This window comes from Motiliproteus sp., from assembly GCF_965230735.1.
GTDB lineage: Bacteria > Pseudomonadota > Gammaproteobacteria > Pseudomonadales > Balneatricaceae > Motiliproteus.
Genome location: NZ_OZ246016.1, coordinates 1,062,481 through 1,079,313, shown reverse-complemented (window position 1 = coordinate 1,079,313; position 16,833 = coordinate 1,062,481). Strand labels below are relative to the sequence as shown.

Genomic DNA, 16,833 nt, shown 5'->3' with positions numbered 1-16,833 from the left:
GTAAGCGAAATTCGGATCAGGCCCTCTTGTTAAAGAGGGGCGAGGCAGGGACGCCGAGCCGCAGCGTCGGGGCAGGAGCCCCGTTGCTGCGCCCCGAATTGCGCTTGCGCGCGCAGCAAACCCGACGGGGCGCAACCGAAGACAACCTCGATAATTCAGAAAAGAACCGATTTCGCAGCAATCAACTCAAAGCGGCTCCAGCTTGGCGTAGCTGACCACCAGCCACTTGGTGCCTTCGCTGTCGAAATTGACCTGAACTCTAGCGTTGGCTCCCTGCCCTTCGTAGTTGAGTACCACCCCCTCGCCGAAGATCGGATGCAGCACCCGCTGCCCCAGCGCCAGACCGGTGTCAGGCACGTCGTTGCCGCCGAACATCGATGGTTGGGGTTTCTGCGCCCCAAAGCTGACCGGACGGGTAAACTGAGTCTTGAGCCGGACTTCCTGCATCAACTCGGCAGGAATCTCCTGCACAAAGCGTGATGGGCGGTTATAGGTATCCTGACCATGGAGCCGGCGTGATTCGGCGTAGGTCAGGTAGAGCTTGCTCATCGCCCGGGTGACACCCACGTAGCAAAGTCGGCGCTCCTCCTCTAGCCGCCCCGGCTCCTCCATCGACATCTTGTGGGGGAACAACCCCTCTTCGACCCCGGCCAGGAACACCAGCGGGAACTCCAGTCCCTTGGCTGAGTGCAGCGTCATCAACTGAACACTGTCCTCGAACTCGTCGGCCTGGGCATCGCCGGCATCCAGCGCCGCCTGGTCCAGGAACGCTGCCAGCACCGGCAACTCCTGCTCCTCACCCTGGTCTTCGGCCCGTTGCCACTGCTGGGCAAACTGCTTGGCGGCGCTGACCAGTTCCTGCAAGTTTTCAATCCGTGACTGGGCCTTTTCACCCTTCTCCTTCAGGTGGTGGTCGATCAGGCCACTGTGGCGAATCAGGTGTTCGGTCTGTTCGTGCAGCGTCACCCCTTCGGTCTCATCGTCGAGTCGATCGATCAGCTCAACAAAAGCCCGCAGCGCATTGCTGGCACGAGCCGGCAGCAGTTTCAGCTCGATCACTTCATGGGCTGCCTGCCACAGACTGATCCCCTCATCGCGGGCCCGCTGGCGCAGCACTTCAACGGTCTTGGGGCCGATCGCCCGGGTCGGCACATTGATGATCCGTTCGATTGCGGTGTCGTCGAGCCGGTTGCTGACCAGGCGCAGATAGGCCAGTGCATTCTTGATCTCGAGACGCTCGTAAAAGCGCTGCCCGCCGTAGATTCGATAGGGCACCCCGGCCCGGATCAGCGCCTCTTCCAGCACCCGCGATTGGGCGTTGGAGCGATACAGGATCGCACTGCTGGCCCGCTCGTTACCCTCGCTGACCCAGTCCTCGACGGTATCGACGATAAAGCGCGCCTCATCCTGCTCGTTGAAGCCGGCGTACAGCGAGATCGGTTCGCCGTCGACCCCGGAGGTCCAGAGTTCCTTCCCCAAGCGCCCCTGGTTATTGGCGATCAACGCGTTGGCGGCCCGCAGGATGGTACCGGTGGAGCGGTAGTTCTGCTCCAGACGAACCACCTGGGTATCCGGATGATCTTTGCTGAACTGCTGAATGTTTTCAATCTTGGCGCCGCGCCAACCGTAGATCGACTGGTCGTCGTCACCCACCACCATCAGTTTGCCGTTCTGTCCGGCCAGCATCTGCAGCCAGGCGTACTGGATCGAGTTGGTGTCCTGGAACTCGTCCACCAGGATATGACTGAAGCGTTGCTGGTAGTGGACCAGGATCTCCGGCTTGTTGCGCCACAGCTCGTGGGAGCGCAACAGGATCTCACCGAAATCCACCAGCGAACTCTGCTGGCACACCTGCTCGTAGTAGCGGTAAAAGTCGACCTGCACTTTCTGGTACGGGTCACCGTAGTGTTCGATATGGGCCGCCCGCAGACCTTCATCCTTCTGGGCGTTGATGTACCACTGCAGCTGCTTGGGCTGCCAGCGGTTCTCATCCAGGTTCATCTCCTTCATCAACCGTTTAACCAGGCGCAGCTGGTCGTCGGAGTCGAGAATCTGGAAGTTCTCCTGCAGATCCGCATCCTGCCAATGCATCCGCAGCAACCGGTGCGCCAGACCGTGGAAGGTGCCGATCCACATGCCGTAGGGACTCAGACCCAACATCTCCTCGACCCGGCCACGCATCTCCCGGGCCGCTTTATTGGTAAAGGTCACCGCCAGGATACCGTGGGGAGAAACATTCTCGGCCTGCATCAACCACGCGATCCGATGCACCAGCACCCGAGTTTTTCCCGAGCCGGCACCGGCCAGCACCAGCAGATTCACCGGCGGCGCGGCCACCGCCTCGCGTTGTGCTTCATTCAGCGGATCAAGAATTGCAGATACATCCATCGAGTGGTCCCGGTTGCCTGTTTCAAAAGCGCCGATTATACAGCCTGCATCGACGGAACAGGGTAAAATCACCGCAGTAGCCAACCAACCGCCATCATCAACAAGCCCCGGAGTCGTCCATGCCACTCGCCCTGGCCCGCCATATCCTGGTCAAGACCCAAGCCGAAGCCGAACAATTGAAACAGAAGCTGGCCAAAGGCGCCGATTTCGGCCAACTGGCCAAGCGCCATTCGCTCTGTCCGTCAAAGAAACGAGGGGGAGACCTGGGAGAGATCCGCCCCGGCCAGATGGTCCGTGCGGTAGATCAGGTGATTTTTAAGAAGCCATTGCACCAGGTACACGGCCCGGTCAAAACCAAATTTGGCTTTCATCTCATAGAAGTCATCTTTAGAGATCGCTAAGGTGGCGAAACACCGAGTCAATTCGGCTAGACTCTAACCACCCGTAATCGAGCAGAAGTAACAACATCATGGTTTACCTAGGAATTCTTCGCCGCATGGCGATGCTATGGCTGCCGCTGCTGGCGCTGTTACTGCCCTCCTCCCCGGCGCTGAGCGCTGAGCCAACGGCCTCCGATACGCTACGGGTGGCCATCATCCCCCACCGATCCAGCCTCGGCAATGAGCAGGCCTACGGCAAACTGTTCAAGCAGCTGGAATTGAAAACCGGATACAAGTTCCGCTGGGTCGGAAGTAAAACCTACGACGATGTGATCAATCATCTCGCCGAAGGCAGCGCCGACATCGGCTATGTCGGACCTTTTTCCTATGTCGATGTGCAGGACAACCACGGCGTACGGCTAATCTGCCGAACCCTGAGCAAGAAGGGCCAGGAGTTCTATCACAGCATGATCGTGACCCGACAAGACTCGGGCATCGACTCGCTGGCGCAGCTGAGCGGCAAACGTTTCACCTTCACCGATCCCAAATCCACCTCCGGCTACCTGTTCCCGATGGCGCAACTGCGCAAGAACGGCTTGGACAAGGACGACTTCGGCGAGGTCAAGTTTGTCACCCGTCACGCCAACTCGCTGATGGCGGTCTATCGGGGTCAGGCCGATGCCGGTGCCACCTCCTACACCGCCATCGACAAGGTCGATATCGATTTCGATCAGATGAAAATACTGTGGAAATCCGAACCCATTTACCGCGGCCCCTGGATCGCCCGCAAAGACCTGTCCGATAGTCAATTCAACAAGCTGCAGCAGGCGATGTTGGAGATTGGCAAGCCGGGGGCATCGGGCACGCTGTTTGATGGACTGACCACCAAGGGGTTTGTGGCCGGTAAGGACAGCGATTACGACAACGTCCGTGAAGTTATCCAGCTGATGGGCTCGAACTAACCCTGGCACGATTAAGCATAATAACGCCCTAAGGACACTCGATGCAGCCGGGAATCCGCCTGAAACTTCTGACCGCCTTTCTGGTGCTGGTGCTGGCCGTGGTCGGCGTATTCTCCTACACCTCGATCAACAGCAACGTCGAATCGATGCACCAACAGGCCCGCGCACTCGGCAGCCAGTTGGTGCAGGCCTACAGTCAGCTGGCCGGTCCCTATATTCTCGAATCCGATTACGCCACCGTCATCGCCAGTGCATCGCAGCTGATCGAGCAGGGGCAGATCAGTGAGATCATGATCACCGATATCGACGGCAAGATCTGGCTTTCGACGCAATCCGATAACGAATCGCTGCCGGTGAACGAGCCCTTCTACCGCCGGGTGATCGAACAGAACCTGGGCCAGAACCGCCGAATCGACAGCAACACCACCGCCTATCTGGAATTTGTGGTTCCGATCTCCACCTTCGGTAATCCCACCTATCTGGTGCGAATGATGATGCCGCTGACCGAGATCGAGCTACGGATCAACCTTCAGATCCGTGACACGCTGCTGTTCGCGTTGCTCGTGATGATCGCCGCCGCGCTCGCTGCCGGTGTGCTGTCTCGACTACTGACCGAGCCGATCAAACACCTGCTGCGCGGCACCGCGGAGATCTCCCGAGGCAACTACGACCACCGGATCGAAGTGCTGTCCAACGATGAGACCGGCAGACTGACCGAATCCTTCAATCAGATGACCAGCCACCTGGAGCAGGAGCAGCTCGAGCGCTACCGAGCCCAGCAGAGCCTGATTGAGCATCGCGACAATCTGGAGCAACAGGTTGCCGAACGGACCGAACAGCTGACCCGCAGCAATACCCAGCTCAGTGCCGAAATCGAAGAGCGCCGACGCGCCGAATTTGAGCTCGAACATGAGCGTAGCCTGCTGGCACAGCGCGTCGCCGAGCGAACCGACCAGCTCAACCGCACCAACCAGGAGTTGGAACGGGCGGCCAAATCGAAGGATGAGTTTCTGGCCGCCATGAGCCACGAGCTACGCACCCCGCTGACCGCCATTCTGGGAATGTCTGAGGTGTTGCAGGAACAGGTTTTCGGTCCGTTGAACGACAAACAGTCAGAATACCTGGCCATCGTTAACGAAAGCGGCAACCATCTGCTGGAACTGATCAACGACATTCTGGACCTGGCAAAAATCGGCGCCGGCAAGCTGGAGATCCGCCCCGGCGAGGTCAATTTTGCCAGCCTCGCTCAAACCAGTATCCGCCTGGTTCGGGGACAGGCCAAGCAACAGCAGCAACAGCTGGAGGTTCAGATCGCCGAGGGACTACCCCGCTATATCGGCGACCCGAGGCACCTGAAACAGGTGCTGGTCAATCTGCTCGGCAATGCGATCAAGTTCACACCACGGCAGGGGCAGATCGGGCTCAATATCGGCGTCACCTCGGATAGCCGCTCGATCTGGCTGCAGGTGACCGATACCGGTATCGGCATTGCCCGAGACGATCAGACGGAGTTGTTCGCGCCCTTTGTCCAGGTCGACTCCGAACTCTCACGCCAGTTCAGCGGAACCGGCCTGGGACTGGCGCTGGTATCAAGAATCATCAAGCTGCATCAAGGCACCATTGAGGTCGACAGCGAACCCGGCCTAGGCAGCTGTTTCACCATCACGCTGCCGCTGGACAACGGCATGAAGGTCGGCCAGCCGCTGCCGGTACAGGAGTCAGCCCCTGGAGCAAAGCCATGACCCATACTCCTGACGGGGCCGCCGTCACCATTCTGCTGGCCGAAGACAACCCGGCCAACGTGATGCTGATTCGTGACCTGCTCAGCTACCGGGGTTACCGGGTGCTGGTGGCCGAAGATGGCCTCGAAGCGATCGAAGTCGCCTCAACGGCTGAACCGCAGCTGATTCTGATGGATGTGCAGATGCCGCGTCTGGATGGTCTGGAAGCGACCCGCCGGTTGAAATTACACCCCAGGCTCAACCGGATACCGGTTATCATATTAACCGCGTTGGCGATGGATGGTGACCGCGAGCGCTGTCTGGCCTCGGGTGCCGAAGACTACCTGAGCAAACCGGTAAAAATGCAGCAGCTCTACAACCGAATCGATTACTGGCTCGACAACAGCCAACCGCCGTCGTCTACGGACGACCAGCCGAAGTAGCACGGAGTATCACAGGTAAGCGATGAGTAGTCCCAGCAGTACGATTCTGATCATCGACGATGAAAGCTTTCCCCGGGCCACCCTCGAAGCCCTGCTGCTGCCCGAGGGTTACCGGGTCGAAACCTGCAACAGCGGTGAACAGGGACTTCGGGCCGCCGAACGCCTCCGTCCGGACCTGATCCTGCTGGATGTGATGATGCCCTCCCTCGACGGCTACGAAGTCTGTCGACGGCTACGGGCGGATAAGGCGCTATCCGCCATCCCCATCATCATGGTCACCGCCCTGGACGATGCCGATTCCCGGATTCAGGGGCTCGATGCCGGCGCCGACGATTTTATTACCAAACCGTTCAACAGCGCCGAGTTGCGGGCGCGGGTCCGTAACATCACCCGCCTCAACCGCTATCGCAAGCTGCTGGAACAGCAGGAACAGCTGGCCTACCTGACCAACTACGACCACGCCACCGGCCTGCCAAAGCGGATTCTGCTGAGCAACCAGATTCAGTCCGAAATGAAGCTGAGCGATACCCACAAACTGCTGGTTATCGTGTTGCGCTTCGATGGCTTTGACAAGGTTCAGCACGCTTTCGGCCAGAACGGTATCGACCGGATACTGATCGAACTGAGCCAGCGCCTCCGTGACGCCGGCAACAGCAACCACCAGGCGGTCGGTCGCCTGCAGGGAAACAACCTGGGGCTGTTTAGCCACAGCAACCACCCCGAGCGCGACAGCATCGAGCTGATCGAGCAGTTCCGTCAAACCATCGCCGCACCGATCGGACTGGATGGCCAGAATTTTGTGATTCCGATGCGGGTGGGTATCTCGGTCTATCCCGACGACGGGCGCGATGCCGAACAGCTGATCGATCAGGCCAGCTTCGCCGGCAGCCAGGTACAGCTCAAAGAGCAGCTGGGTTACGCCTTCTATACGGCGGAGATGAACCAGCTGGTGCAGCAACAGATCACGCTGGAAGCCGAACTGCACCATGCCGTCACGGAGAACCAGTTTGAGCTCTATTACCAGCCCAAGGTCGATCTGCTGAGCGAGTGCACGATTATCGGCGTCGAAGCGTTGATTCGATGGAACCATCCCGAGCGGGGCCTGATCGCGCCGTTCGAGTTTATTCCGCTGGCCGAGGCCACCGGGATGATTCAGCCGATCGGAGACTGGGTTATCCGCCAAGCCTGCGATCAACTGCGGCAGTGGCAGCAGCAGGGTTTCGAGGACCTGACCCTGTCGGTCAACCTATCGGGCCAGCAGTTCAACGATCCCCAACTGGTCAGTAAGATCCGCCGGCAGCTGGACCGAACCGGCCTGGAAGCCGGCAGTCTGGAGTTGGAGCTCACCGAAACCCACCTGCTGGAGTCGGAGACCGAAGCCGAACGCATTCTGCATGAACTCAAACAGCTGGGCGTAGGCTTGGCGATCGATGACTTCGGCACCGGTTACTCTTCACTGAGTCGATTGCAGCGTTTTCCGGTGGATGTCCTGAAGATCGACCGGGCCTTTATCCATGATCTGCCCGATTCCACCGGATCGGCGGCGCTGACCCAGGCGATTCTGGCCATGGCCCATAGTCTAGGACTGGAAGTGGTCGCCGAGGGGATAGAAACCGAAGCCCAGCGCGATTTCCTACGCCAGCAATACTGCAGCCAAGGCCAAGGCTACCTGTTCAGCCGTCCGGTCAGCGCCGAATCGATGACGGAGTTATTGGAGTCTCAATGGAATTCGGATCGGCCCAACCCTCAGGCCAGCGCAAAATCCACCGCTGAGCAGGCGTGAAGCTCGCTGGTATCGAATAGCGGCAGAGCGGTATCGTTCTGTTGCACCAGCATACCGATCTCGGTGCAACCCAGAATGACGGCTTCAGCGCCCTGCTCGGCCAGTTGCGCGATGATCCGTAGATACTGGGTTTTGGACTCGGGAACGATCCGGCCCAGACAGAGCTCTTCGTAGATCACCCGATGAACCAGCGCCCGATCCGCCTCATTGGGGATCAACACCTCCAGACCATGTTGATCACGCAACCGCCCCTTGTAGAACTCCTGCTCCATCGTGAACCCGGTACCCAACAGGCCAACCCGGGACAGCCCCCGGGCTTTGATGGCCGCGGCGGTAGCATCGGCGATATGCAGCAGCGGTATCGATACCGCAGCCGCCACCTGCGGCGCCACCTTATGCATGGTGTTGGTGCAGATCAGCACACAGTCAGCCCCACCGGCTTCGACGCTGCGAGCCGCGTCACAAAGAATATCGGCGGTCGCGTCCCAATTTCCTTGGTGTTGCAGCTTCTCGATCGGGTCGAAGTCGACGCTATGCAGCACGAGTTTGGCCGAGTGCAACCCACCCAGCCGCGCCTTAACCTGCTCGTTGAGTATCCGGTAATACCCCTGGGTGCTCTCCCAGCTCATACCGCCGATCAGGCCAATGGTTTTCATGCTTATCAATCCGTTGGGGGTTGCGGTTCTAGCCAGGTAGGCTGGCGGGGTTGGCGATATGGTTCAACAGAATCCGTTTCAGCTCATCCGGATCCTTGATCACCTGGCCACCCTCGTATTGGGTCGGCTCCAACCCCAGCTGGCTGATCAAGCGCGACAACCAGAAGCGCATCGCCGCGGTGCGAACCAGAATCGGCCAGGCCTGATGCTCCTGGGGTTCAAAAGGGCGAACCTCGGCATAGCCCTGCAGCAGCGCATCGAGGCGTTCCGCCTCAAAAGCACCCTCGCCGGTCACACACCAGTCGTTGGCGACGATGGCCAGATCGTAGAGCAGGTAGCCGGTACAGGCGTTATACAGATCGATGATGCCGCTCAGCTGTCCGTCATGGAACAGCGCATTATCGTGAAACAGGTCGCCGTGGATAATGCCGACCGGTAGATCCAACGGCTGTTCCCGCAAGTTGTCGAACAGCGCCACCTCCTGCTGCAGCAGCTTGGCATCTTCGGCATTCAGGCGTTCGGCCACCGCACGGGATTCGCGCCGCCACCAGAACACCCCCCGGTGTGCCTGCCGGGCCATAAAGAAATCCTGACCGGCCAGGTGCATCTGCGCCAGGGCTCGACCGATCTGTGCGCAATGATCCGGCGTCGGACTCTGCAACGAGCCCCCGTCAAAACGGGGCAACAGCAACGCCGGACGGCGTGCCAAGGTTTTCAGGGCGATACCGTTGCGATCTTTGAACGGTGCCGGAACGACAACACCACGCTCAGCCAGGTAACCGGTCAACTCGACGAAGAACGGCATCTCGTCGTAAGGCAGTTCTTCGAACAGGGTCAGTACAAAATGCCGGGTAACCCCGTTCTGATCGGTATCGACAAAGTAATTGGTGTTCTCGATACCGCCGTCGATGCCTTTGAAATCGATCAGTTGCCCCAGCTCAAAGTCGCCCAGAAAGGCATTGAGATCGTCGCGGCTGATTCGGGTATAAACTGCCATGCACTAGGTCCAGAATTATTCACTTACGGTTGATCGGAATGCAGCGTCCTCTTAGCCGCCTATGGTAGCTGCCTATGGCGGCCCGAGATAATAGGGCTTCCCCTGTCGAGGTGCCAGCGGTCAGGGTTATTTTACCCCGACGCCAAGCCGTCCCCGGGAACCAACCTTGCGCCGCCGATGGGCCAGCATTGATCCGATTGTGCAACCAACTGCGCAAATAGTGCGGCGCCGGGCCACTAAGGTCAATCTCGCAGCGCAACAGCCAACGCCGCCGGCATTGGTGTTGGCGGCGGGATTCTTTATCATGACCGGCTGAAAAACTTCGCGGAACCCACTTCATGACCGACGCTGCCAAGACCGACGCTGCCACAGGCACCCCTCCACTGGTGCTGGTGGACGGCTCCTCCTACCTCTATCGGGCCTTTTTCGCCTCCCAGCAAGCTGACCTGCGGACCTCAGACGGCCAGCCCTCCGGTGCTATCCGGGTGGTGACCAGCATGCTGCGACGGATGCTGAAGGATTATCCCGACAGCCCGGTGGTGGTGGTGTTCGATGCCAAGGGCAAGACCTTCCGTGACGATATCTACCCCGACTACAAGGCCAACCGGCCTTCGATGCCGGATGATCTGCGCAGCCAGATCGAGCCGATCCACCAGATCGTCAAAGCCATGGGATTACCGCTGCTGGCGATCGAAGGGGTCGAAGCCGACGATGTGATCGGCACCCTGGCCCTGCAGGCCACCGAGGCCAAACGGGACACAGTGATCTCCACCGGCGACAAGGATATGGCGCAGCTGGTCAGCGACCATGTCACCCTGATCAACACCATGACCGACACCGCCATGGACCGACTTGGCGTGGCGGAAAAATTCGGCATCGGCCCGGAACTGATCATCGACTACCTGGCGTTGATGGGCGATAAGGTCGACAATATTCCGGGTGTGCCCGGCGTCGGTGAAAAAACCGCCCTGGCCCTGCTGCAGGGGATCGGCGGCATTTCCGATCTGTATCAGCGGCTCGATCAGATCGCCGACCTGGGCTTTCGCGGTAGCAAGAGCATGGCCAAGAAGCTCGAGGACAATCGCGAACAGGCGGAGCTGTCTTACCTGCTGGCCACCATCAAGACCGATGTCGAGCTGGAGCAGGGCATCGACGATTTCGCCGCGCCCAACCCCGATAGCGCGCAGCTGCTGACGCTGTTCAAACAGTACGAATTCCGCAGCTGGGTTCGCGAGCTGGAAGGCGGCGACAGCGCCGCAACTGCCGACGACCCTGCCGCTCCGGCAGTGCCCGAAGCTCCGACGGAGATCGATTACCAGTGCATTCTGGAGCAGGCCGAGTTCGATACCTGGTTGGAACGCCTGCAGCAAGCCGAACTGTTCGCGTTCGACACCGAAACCACCAGCCTCAACTATATGGAAGCCGAACTGGTCGGCCTCTCCTTCGCGATCGAACCGGGTGAAGCGGCCTATGTGCCGCTGGCCCACGATTATGTCGGCGCCCCGGCCCAGCTCGATCGCGACGCGATACTGGCCCAACTGAAGCCGCTGCTGGAAGATCCGGATCGGGCCAAAGTCGGTCAGCATCTGAAGTACGATATGAACGTGCTGGCCCGCTACGGCATCGAGCTGCGCGGGGTCGCCTACGACACCATGCTCGAATCCTACGTGCTCAACTCCACCGCCGGCCGTCACGATATGGATTCACTGGCCGATCGTTTCCTGGAGCTGAAAACCACCAAGTTCGAAGAGATCGCCGGCAAGGGCAAGAAGCAGCTGACCTTCAACCAGATCGAACTGGAACAGGCCACCCCCTATGCCGCCGAAGATGCCGATATCACCCTGCGGCTGCACCGGGCGATCGAGCCCCAGCTGAGCGCCGTCGAACCTCTGGCGACCCTGTTCGATAGCCTTGAGAAGCCGTTGATTCCGATTCTTTCGAAGATCGAGCGCACCGGCGCGCTGGTGGATGCGACCCTGCTGGCCAACCAGAGTCAGGAGATCGCCACCCGCCTGGTCGAGCTGGAACAGCAGGCGTTCGAGGCAGCCGGTGAGGAGTTCAACCTGGCCTCACCCAAACAGCTACAGGCGATTCTGTTCGACCAACTGAAGCTGCCGGTGATCAAGAAAACCCCCAAGGGAGCGCCCTCGACCGCCGAGGAGGTGCTGGTGGAGCTGGCGCTGGACTACCCGCTACCCAAACTGATTCTGGAGCACCGCAGCCTCAGCAAGCTGAAGTCGACCTATACCGATAAGCTGCCGCAGATGATCGATCCGCACAGCGGTCGGATCCATACCTCCTACCACCAGGCGGTGACCGCCACCGGGCGGCTGTCGTCTACCGATCCGAACCTGCAGAACATTCCGGTTCGAACCGCCGAGGGTCGCCGGATCCGCCAGGCGTTTGTCGCCCCGGAAGGCTACAAGCTGGTGGCCGCCGACTACTCCCAGATCGAACTGCGGATCATGGCCCACCTGTCCGGTGATCAGAGCCTGCTGGAGGCGTTCCGCCATGGTGAGGATATCCATCGAGCCACCGCCGCCGAGGTGTTCAAGGTCGAGCGCGAAGCGGTCAGTAGCGATCAGCGCCGCAGCGCCAAGGCGATCAACTTCGGCCTGATCTACGGCATGTCGGCGTTCGGTCTGGCCAAGCAACTGGGGATCGCGCGAAACGACGCGGCGCGCTATATCGAGCACTATTTCGAGACCTACCCCGGCGTCGAGCGTTACATGAACGAGATCCGCGCCCAGGCGGCTGAAAACGGCTACGTCGAGACCCTGCGCGGTCGGCGCCTGTATCTGCCGAATATCAAGGCGCGCAACGCCATGCTACGCCAGGCGGCGGAGCGCACCGCCATCAACGCGCCGATGCAGGGCACCGCTGCCGATATCATCAAGCAGGCGATGATCGACGTGCAGGGATGGCTCGATCAGGGTGAGATCGATGCCCGCATCATCATGCAGGTCCACGATGAACTGGTGTTCGAGGTGCGTGAAGAGCAGGTTGAGGCTTTCTGCGAGCAGGTCAGCCAACGCATGGCCGAGGCCGCCGAACTGGATGTGCCGTTGCTGGTCGAAGCTGGTGTGGGGGACAACTGGGAACAGGCTCATTAACGACCGGAGAACGATCAGTCCGGACGATAGGGTAGGTTTATAACCAATTGAATTTCTGGATATAACAAAATTATTTAGAAATTTCCTCTCCAGTTACTGAACTATCAACCATACTTAGAGTCCCAGTACAAGAGAGTCACGACATCATAATCGTTGCAACATCGCTTCTGGCTCTCTGATACACATGCGTTAGGCCCTAACCTCGCTCCCCTTCCGATGCTAGGGCCTCTTTTTTCCAACCAAGCCCCCACTTGGTATGGAAATGGAAACCCGGCCCAGGCCGGGTTTTTTTATGTCACGACCAGGATCGTTTGACTAAGCCGTAGCCGCAATCACCTCAGGCGGCGCCGGCCTGCCCTCCTAACCAGCGACGCTGATTGATAAACAGACTGTTGCCCGGCTGTTTCTTGGCAATACGTTTGGCATCGGTGGCCAGTACCGACACATCATGGTGCGAGCGGCACAACTCCAGATCCGGCAGGGCCGCGCCAATCGACACCGTAGCGATATCAAAAAACGTTCGCTCGCCCTTACGATCCAAGGCGTAGATACCGCCGCGCAGCCGTTCGTCGGCGTCGTACAAGTTAAGCACTCCGTCGGTGAACAGTTGCTGAATCCGCTGACAACGTTGCTGCCAATCTTCGCTGCCGAACAGGATCAGAAAGTCATCCCCGCCGATATGACCGATAAAATCCCGGCTGTCATCAATGCAGGATTTCATGCACTGGGCCAGCAGCAGGATCACCTGATCGCCGCGCTCGTAGCCGTAGCAGTCGTTGAACGCCTTGAAATTATCCAGATCCAGATAGCAGACCACGAACGGCTCTCGCTTTTGCATCCGCCGTCCGGCTTCATCGTTAAAAGGCACATTGCCCGGCAGTTGAGTCAACGGATTGGCATGGCGGGCATGGCGTAACTGCAGATCGGTGATCAGCTTGAGCAGGTCGAAAATCGACCCGGTACCCAGGTAGCGGCCGTGGTTGGTGACGATAAAGTCGGAACGTACCCGCGATGCATCGCTCTGGTTGATCTGCTGGTTGACCTGGGCCAGCACCGTACACTCCTCCAATATCAGCGGGTTCGGATCCATAAACTCGCTGACCGGCTTGCGGTCGTGCAGCTCACGGCCGAACGGATTCAGATACAGGCTCAAAAAGGTCTCACGACTGAGCAACCCTACCGGCCGGTCCTGACAAACGACCGGCAGTGACTTGATATCACTCTGCTCCCGGAAGATGCGCTCGACCTCACATAACAGGGTCTGTTGATCGATGGCCGGACGGATCGTGGTGATCGGGGTCAGATCCTGAGGGATTCCGACCCCATCGGAGCCCGTGCCGCCGTTACTGAAGCGGAACAGACTCTCCTCCAGCTGCTGGGGCAATGCCACCGGTCGGGAGAAGTAGTAGCCCTGCTGCAGCACCAGACCGATATCGTTGAGGGTTCGGTGCTCTTCGACCCGCTCGATCCCTTCGGCAATCACCTGGCATTGAATCGAGCGCGCCACCTCCTGAATGGTACGGACAAACTCCTGCTTGATCGGCGTACCATCAATACCTTCGATAAAGTGGCGATCAATCTTGACGTATTGGGGACGCAGCTCCGACCAGGAGCGCAACCCCGCGTACCCGGCCCCCAGATCGTCCAGCGCCACCTCAAATCCCAGCTCTCGGTAGTGGCAGGTGGCATCGCGCATCAGGGTGTAATCTTCGATCGGAAACTGCTCGGTGATCTCGATTACCATCCGCTCGGCATCGAAGCCGACCTTATTAAGCAGCTGGAGCGTCATGCCGCACTGAAAATCACTCTCCAGCAGTGTCGCCGGGGTCACGTTAAGAAACAGCTTGCCGGGCAGATTGAGGTACTTGAAGCGTCGAATCGAAACTTCGCGGCATAGCAACTCCAACTCCAACAGCCGCCCGGTACGGTGGGCGACCTTGAACAGGCTGGCCGGCGAGTGCAGCGGGCTGCCTTCCGGGCCGCGGATCAGCGCCTCATAGCCCAGCACTTTGCGCTCACGGGTGTTGGCGATCGGCATAAACAGCGGCGTGAGCTGTCTCAGTTTGATAATACGGTCGAGTTCACGATCCATAACGACCTCGTTGACAGGTTTGGCAGGCTCGATCGATTTCACCACACGCATTGCCGTCACAGAGCACCTCCACATACTTCATGACGTTCCCTGTCTCATGTTGGATTCAAAACGCATCGATTTAACGTGGTCTTTATGACCAACCCGTGACAAGGCGCTTGTTTTTGGGGCCGTTTTGACCGAAGTCAAACCCCTTCTTATTCGTTAAGTGACGACCGCAAGACGGTCCGCAATGTCACCTGACTGTCATAAAACCGTCCTACTTTCTGCCGTTGCAAGTCACGTCAGGAAGTCAAACCATGCGTATCGCCACACTGAGCCGTTCCACTACCGCCCTGATGCTGTTCGCCAGCATCGGTATGGCAGTCTGCGTCTACTGGGGGCTGCAACAGTTACAGCGTCCGTTCGCGTTGAACCAGCATTACTATCAGCTCGCGTCTCAGGTGTCGGTCCAGACCCGTCAGTTGATCGACAACTACATCCGCACCGGCAATGCCGCCGATCTGCAACGGGCGCAAAGCTTCCTTGCCGATGACCTGAGCCGCGCCATGACCAGCCTGCCCGAGACATTGCGCCAGACCCTGACACCGGCGCTGAAGGCACTGGAGCAGGGGCTGGATACGGAACTCAGGGCTGCCGGTAAGCTGGCCGGCAATCCCCAAGAGCTGTTGATCCAGAACGAGCGTGAATCGATCGACGCGCTGGAGTCACTGCAGGATTACGCAACCCGGGCACCCGCTGAAAGCCGTGATCAGGCCAGGGAGCTGGAAGCTCTGACGCGGCAATATCTGGCCGCGTTGTCCCGTCGGGCCTTGATGCGTAGCAGCTATTTCAGCACCAGCGCGAATGCCGGTTTGCAGGACGGTTTGATCGCGCAAAGCACTGAGCTGCAACAACTGGCCGAGCAGATTCAGGCGTTACCGGCGCTGGGCGTGTGGCAGGATGAGCAGGAAGATGAGTTCGCCTCCTTGATGGGATTGGCAGAAACTGAGACCGAGCGGACCGAGATCGGCCAGGAGCATAAAGACAACCTGGCCTCCCTGAGTCGACGCTACCCGGCAGAATTAACCCGCACGCTGCAATGGCAGCAGGATGGCCAGGCGGCCCGCCGCCAGGTCGATCTGCTGATCGATGAACTGGAAGCGCGACTGAGCCAGGGACAACAGGTGGTGGATCAGCTCAAACACCAGATCGAGCAGCAGGTCATGTTGATGATGGCGAGCCTGCTGTTGCTGCTGTTTATCAGTGTAGGCACCACCGCCTGGGTGCAGCTGATCACCCTGAAGGGGATGGGCAAGGTTGGTAACTACCTCAAGCACCTGGCTTCCGGGGATTTTTCCCGGCAGATGTCGGAAAACAAGTCCTACCAAGAACTGAATCAACTACGTCACAGCGCCAATCAGCTGCAGGGGTACATGAAGGAGCTGGTGTCCGAAATCCGTCAGGAAGTGCAGGCGGTCGAGCAGGCAAGCAGCAGTATCGACCAGGTGGCGCTGCGAATTCATCAGGGCTCCGTGCAGCAAAACCAGCGTACCAGTGAAGCCGACAACGCCATTGCCGAGCTGGTCGACTCCTTCCAGCAGGTGGCCGAACATGCCCAGCAGGCGTCAGGGGCGGCGGACCAGGGCCAGCAATCGGTCAAACGCAGCGCCACGGTGATGACCCAGCTGGAAGCGGCCATCGCCCAGCTGTCGGCGGAAGTCCGTCAAGGCAACGGCGTGATCACCCAGTTACAGCAGGATACCCAGAGCATTGAAGCGGTATTGGATGTGATCGTTTCGATCGCCGAACAAACCAACCTGCTGGCACTCAACGCCGCCATCGAAGCGGCCCGGGCCGGTGAACACGGACGCGGTTTTGCCGTGGTCGCCGATGAAGTCCGCGGGCTGGCGCAGCGAACCTCGGTCTCGATCGATGAGATCCGCGCCATCATCGAGGGACTCGGCAGTTCATCCAAGCAGGTCGTTAACGCCATGGGGAGCCAGCAGCAGAATGCCGATCACTGTGTCGAACAGACCCGGGAAGCAGCTATCCAGCTGCAACAGGCGGTCAGCGCGATCGACAGCATCCACCACATGAACCTGATGATCGCCCAGACCACCGAGCAGCAGGCCGGTTCCGCCGAAGCGGTAAGGCTCAACGTCAGCGATATCCAGCAGCACTCCCAGGCCGCTGCCGAGCAAACCGATCAGGCACGCCAGCAAAGCGACCAGCTGGCACGGATCAGCACCGGCCTGCAAGGGCTGGTGGAGCGCTTTGTGGTCTGAACAACCGCGGCGAGACGCGATCGGATCGGAC

At 59.4% G+C, this 16,833-nt stretch carries 11 protein-coding genes; 7 read left to right on the top strand and 4 right to left on the bottom strand.

The window, feature by feature from the left end:
* Window positions 1–186 precede the first annotated feature (186 nt).
* Window positions 187–2,388: a DNA helicase II gene (uvrD, locus tag ACO05M_RS05050; protein ID WP_421868549.1), complete on the bottom strand. Its 2,202-nt coding sequence runs from the start codon at window positions 2,386–2,388 to the stop codon at window positions 187–189.
* A gap of 119 nt (window positions 2,389–2,507) precedes the next feature.
* On the opposite strand from uvrD, the gene ACO05M_RS05045 reads away from it, so the two are divergent.
* The 5 genes from ACO05M_RS05045 (at window position 2,508) to ACO05M_RS05025 (ending at window position 7,677) form a co-directional block, all read left to right on the top strand.
* A complete protein-coding gene (locus ACO05M_RS05045) occupies window positions 2,508–2,789 on the top strand; it encodes a peptidylprolyl isomerase (RefSeq protein WP_114696761.1) in 282 nt (93 codons plus the stop codon).
* Between the two features lie 68 nt (window positions 2,790–2,857).
* Window positions 2,858–3,730, top strand: a complete 873-nt coding sequence (locus tag ACO05M_RS05040; RefSeq protein WP_421868547.1) for a phosphate/phosphite/phosphonate ABC transporter substrate-binding protein — start codon at window positions 2,858–2,860, stop codon at window positions 3,728–3,730.
* Between the two features lie 41 nt (window positions 3,731–3,771).
* Complete coding sequence (locus ACO05M_RS05035; RefSeq protein ID WP_421868545.1) at window positions 3,772–5,472, top strand: ATP-binding protein; 1,701 nt, start codon at window positions 3,772–3,774, stop codon at window positions 5,470–5,472.
* On the top strand, window positions 5,469–5,894 hold the full coding sequence (locus tag ACO05M_RS05030; RefSeq protein ID WP_421868543.1) for a response regulator: 426 nt from the start codon (window positions 5,469–5,471) through the stop codon (window positions 5,892–5,894). Before ACO05M_RS05035 ends, ACO05M_RS05030 begins: the two co-directional genes overlap by 4 nt.
* Window positions 5,895–5,916: 22 nt before the next feature.
* On the top strand, window positions 5,917–7,677 hold the full coding sequence (locus ACO05M_RS05025; RefSeq protein ID WP_421868541.1) for a putative bifunctional diguanylate cyclase/phosphodiesterase: 1,761 nt from the start codon (window positions 5,917–5,919) through the stop codon (window positions 7,675–7,677).
* Here ACO05M_RS05025 and ACO05M_RS05020 read toward each other — a convergent pair.
* Entirely contained in the window at window positions 7,641–8,333 is a 693-nt protein-coding gene (locus ACO05M_RS05020) for an aspartate/glutamate racemase family protein (protein WP_421868539.1), read from the bottom strand. The two genes, ACO05M_RS05025 and ACO05M_RS05020, sit on opposite strands and share 37 nt — an antisense overlap.
* A gap of 28 nt (window positions 8,334–8,361) precedes the next feature.
* The gene (locus ACO05M_RS05015) at window positions 8,362–9,330 is read right to left on the bottom strand and encodes a homoserine kinase (RefSeq protein ID WP_421868537.1); all 969 of its coding nucleotides are present in this window, start codon (window positions 9,328–9,330) and stop codon (window positions 8,362–8,364) included.
* A 338-nt stretch (window positions 9,331–9,668) separates the two neighbouring features.
* On the opposite strand from ACO05M_RS05015, the gene polA reads away from it, so the two are divergent.
* A complete protein-coding gene (polA, locus tag ACO05M_RS05010; RefSeq protein ID WP_421868535.1) occupies window positions 9,669–12,443 on the top strand; it encodes a DNA polymerase I in 2,775 nt (924 codons plus the stop codon).
* A gap of 337 nt (window positions 12,444–12,780) precedes the next feature.
* Here the strand turns inward: polA and ACO05M_RS05005 are convergent, their stop codons facing one another.
* On the bottom strand, window positions 12,781–14,535 hold the full coding sequence (locus ACO05M_RS05005; RefSeq protein ID WP_421868533.1) for a bifunctional diguanylate cyclase/phosphodiesterase: 1,755 nt from the start codon (window positions 14,533–14,535) through the stop codon (window positions 12,781–12,783).
* Window positions 14,536–14,834: 299 nt separating this feature from the next.
* Between ACO05M_RS05005 and ACO05M_RS05000 the strand changes: the two genes are divergently transcribed.
* Window positions 14,835–16,802, top strand: coding sequence for a methyl-accepting chemotaxis protein (locus ACO05M_RS05000; protein ID WP_421868532.1), 1,968 nt, complete (start codon window positions 14,835–14,837; stop codon window positions 16,800–16,802).
* The last annotated feature ends 31 nt before the right edge of the window (window positions 16,803–16,833 follow it).

Bases quoted from the DNA above. Each gene is read 5' to 3' on its own strand.
- uvrD (WP_421868549.1), bottom strand. From the start codon at position 2,388: ATGGATGTATCTGCAATTCTTGATCCGCTGAATGAAGCACAACGCGAG.
- ACO05M_RS05045 (WP_114696761.1), top strand. From the start codon at position 2,508: ATGCCACTCGCCCTGGCCCGCCATATCCTGGTCAAGACCCAAGCCGAA.
- ACO05M_RS05040 (WP_421868547.1), top strand. From the start codon at position 2,858: ATGGTTTACCTAGGAATTCTTCGCCGCATGGCGATGCTATGGCTGCCG.
- ACO05M_RS05035 (WP_421868545.1), top strand. From the start codon at position 3,772: ATGCAGCCGGGAATCCGCCTGAAACTTCTGACCGCCTTTCTGGTGCTG.
- ACO05M_RS05030 (WP_421868543.1), top strand. From the start codon at position 5,469: ATGACCCATACTCCTGACGGGGCCGCCGTCACCATTCTGCTGGCCGAA.
- ACO05M_RS05025 (WP_421868541.1), top strand. From the start codon at position 5,917: ATGAGTAGTCCCAGCAGTACGATTCTGATCATCGACGATGAAAGCTTT.
- ACO05M_RS05020 (WP_421868539.1), bottom strand. From the start codon at position 8,333: ATGAAAACCATTGGCCTGATCGGCGGTATGAGCTGGGAGAGCACCCAG.
- ACO05M_RS05015 (WP_421868537.1), bottom strand. From the start codon at position 9,330: ATGGCAGTTTATACCCGAATCAGCCGCGACGATCTCAATGCCTTTCTG.
- polA (WP_421868535.1), top strand. From the start codon at position 9,669: ATGACCGACGCTGCCAAGACCGACGCTGCCACAGGCACCCCTCCACTG.
- ACO05M_RS05005 (WP_421868533.1), bottom strand. From the start codon at position 14,535: ATGGATCGTGAACTCGACCGTATTATCAAACTGAGACAGCTCACGCCG.
- ACO05M_RS05000 (WP_421868532.1), top strand. From the start codon at position 14,835: ATGCGTATCGCCACACTGAGCCGTTCCACTACCGCCCTGATGCTGTTC.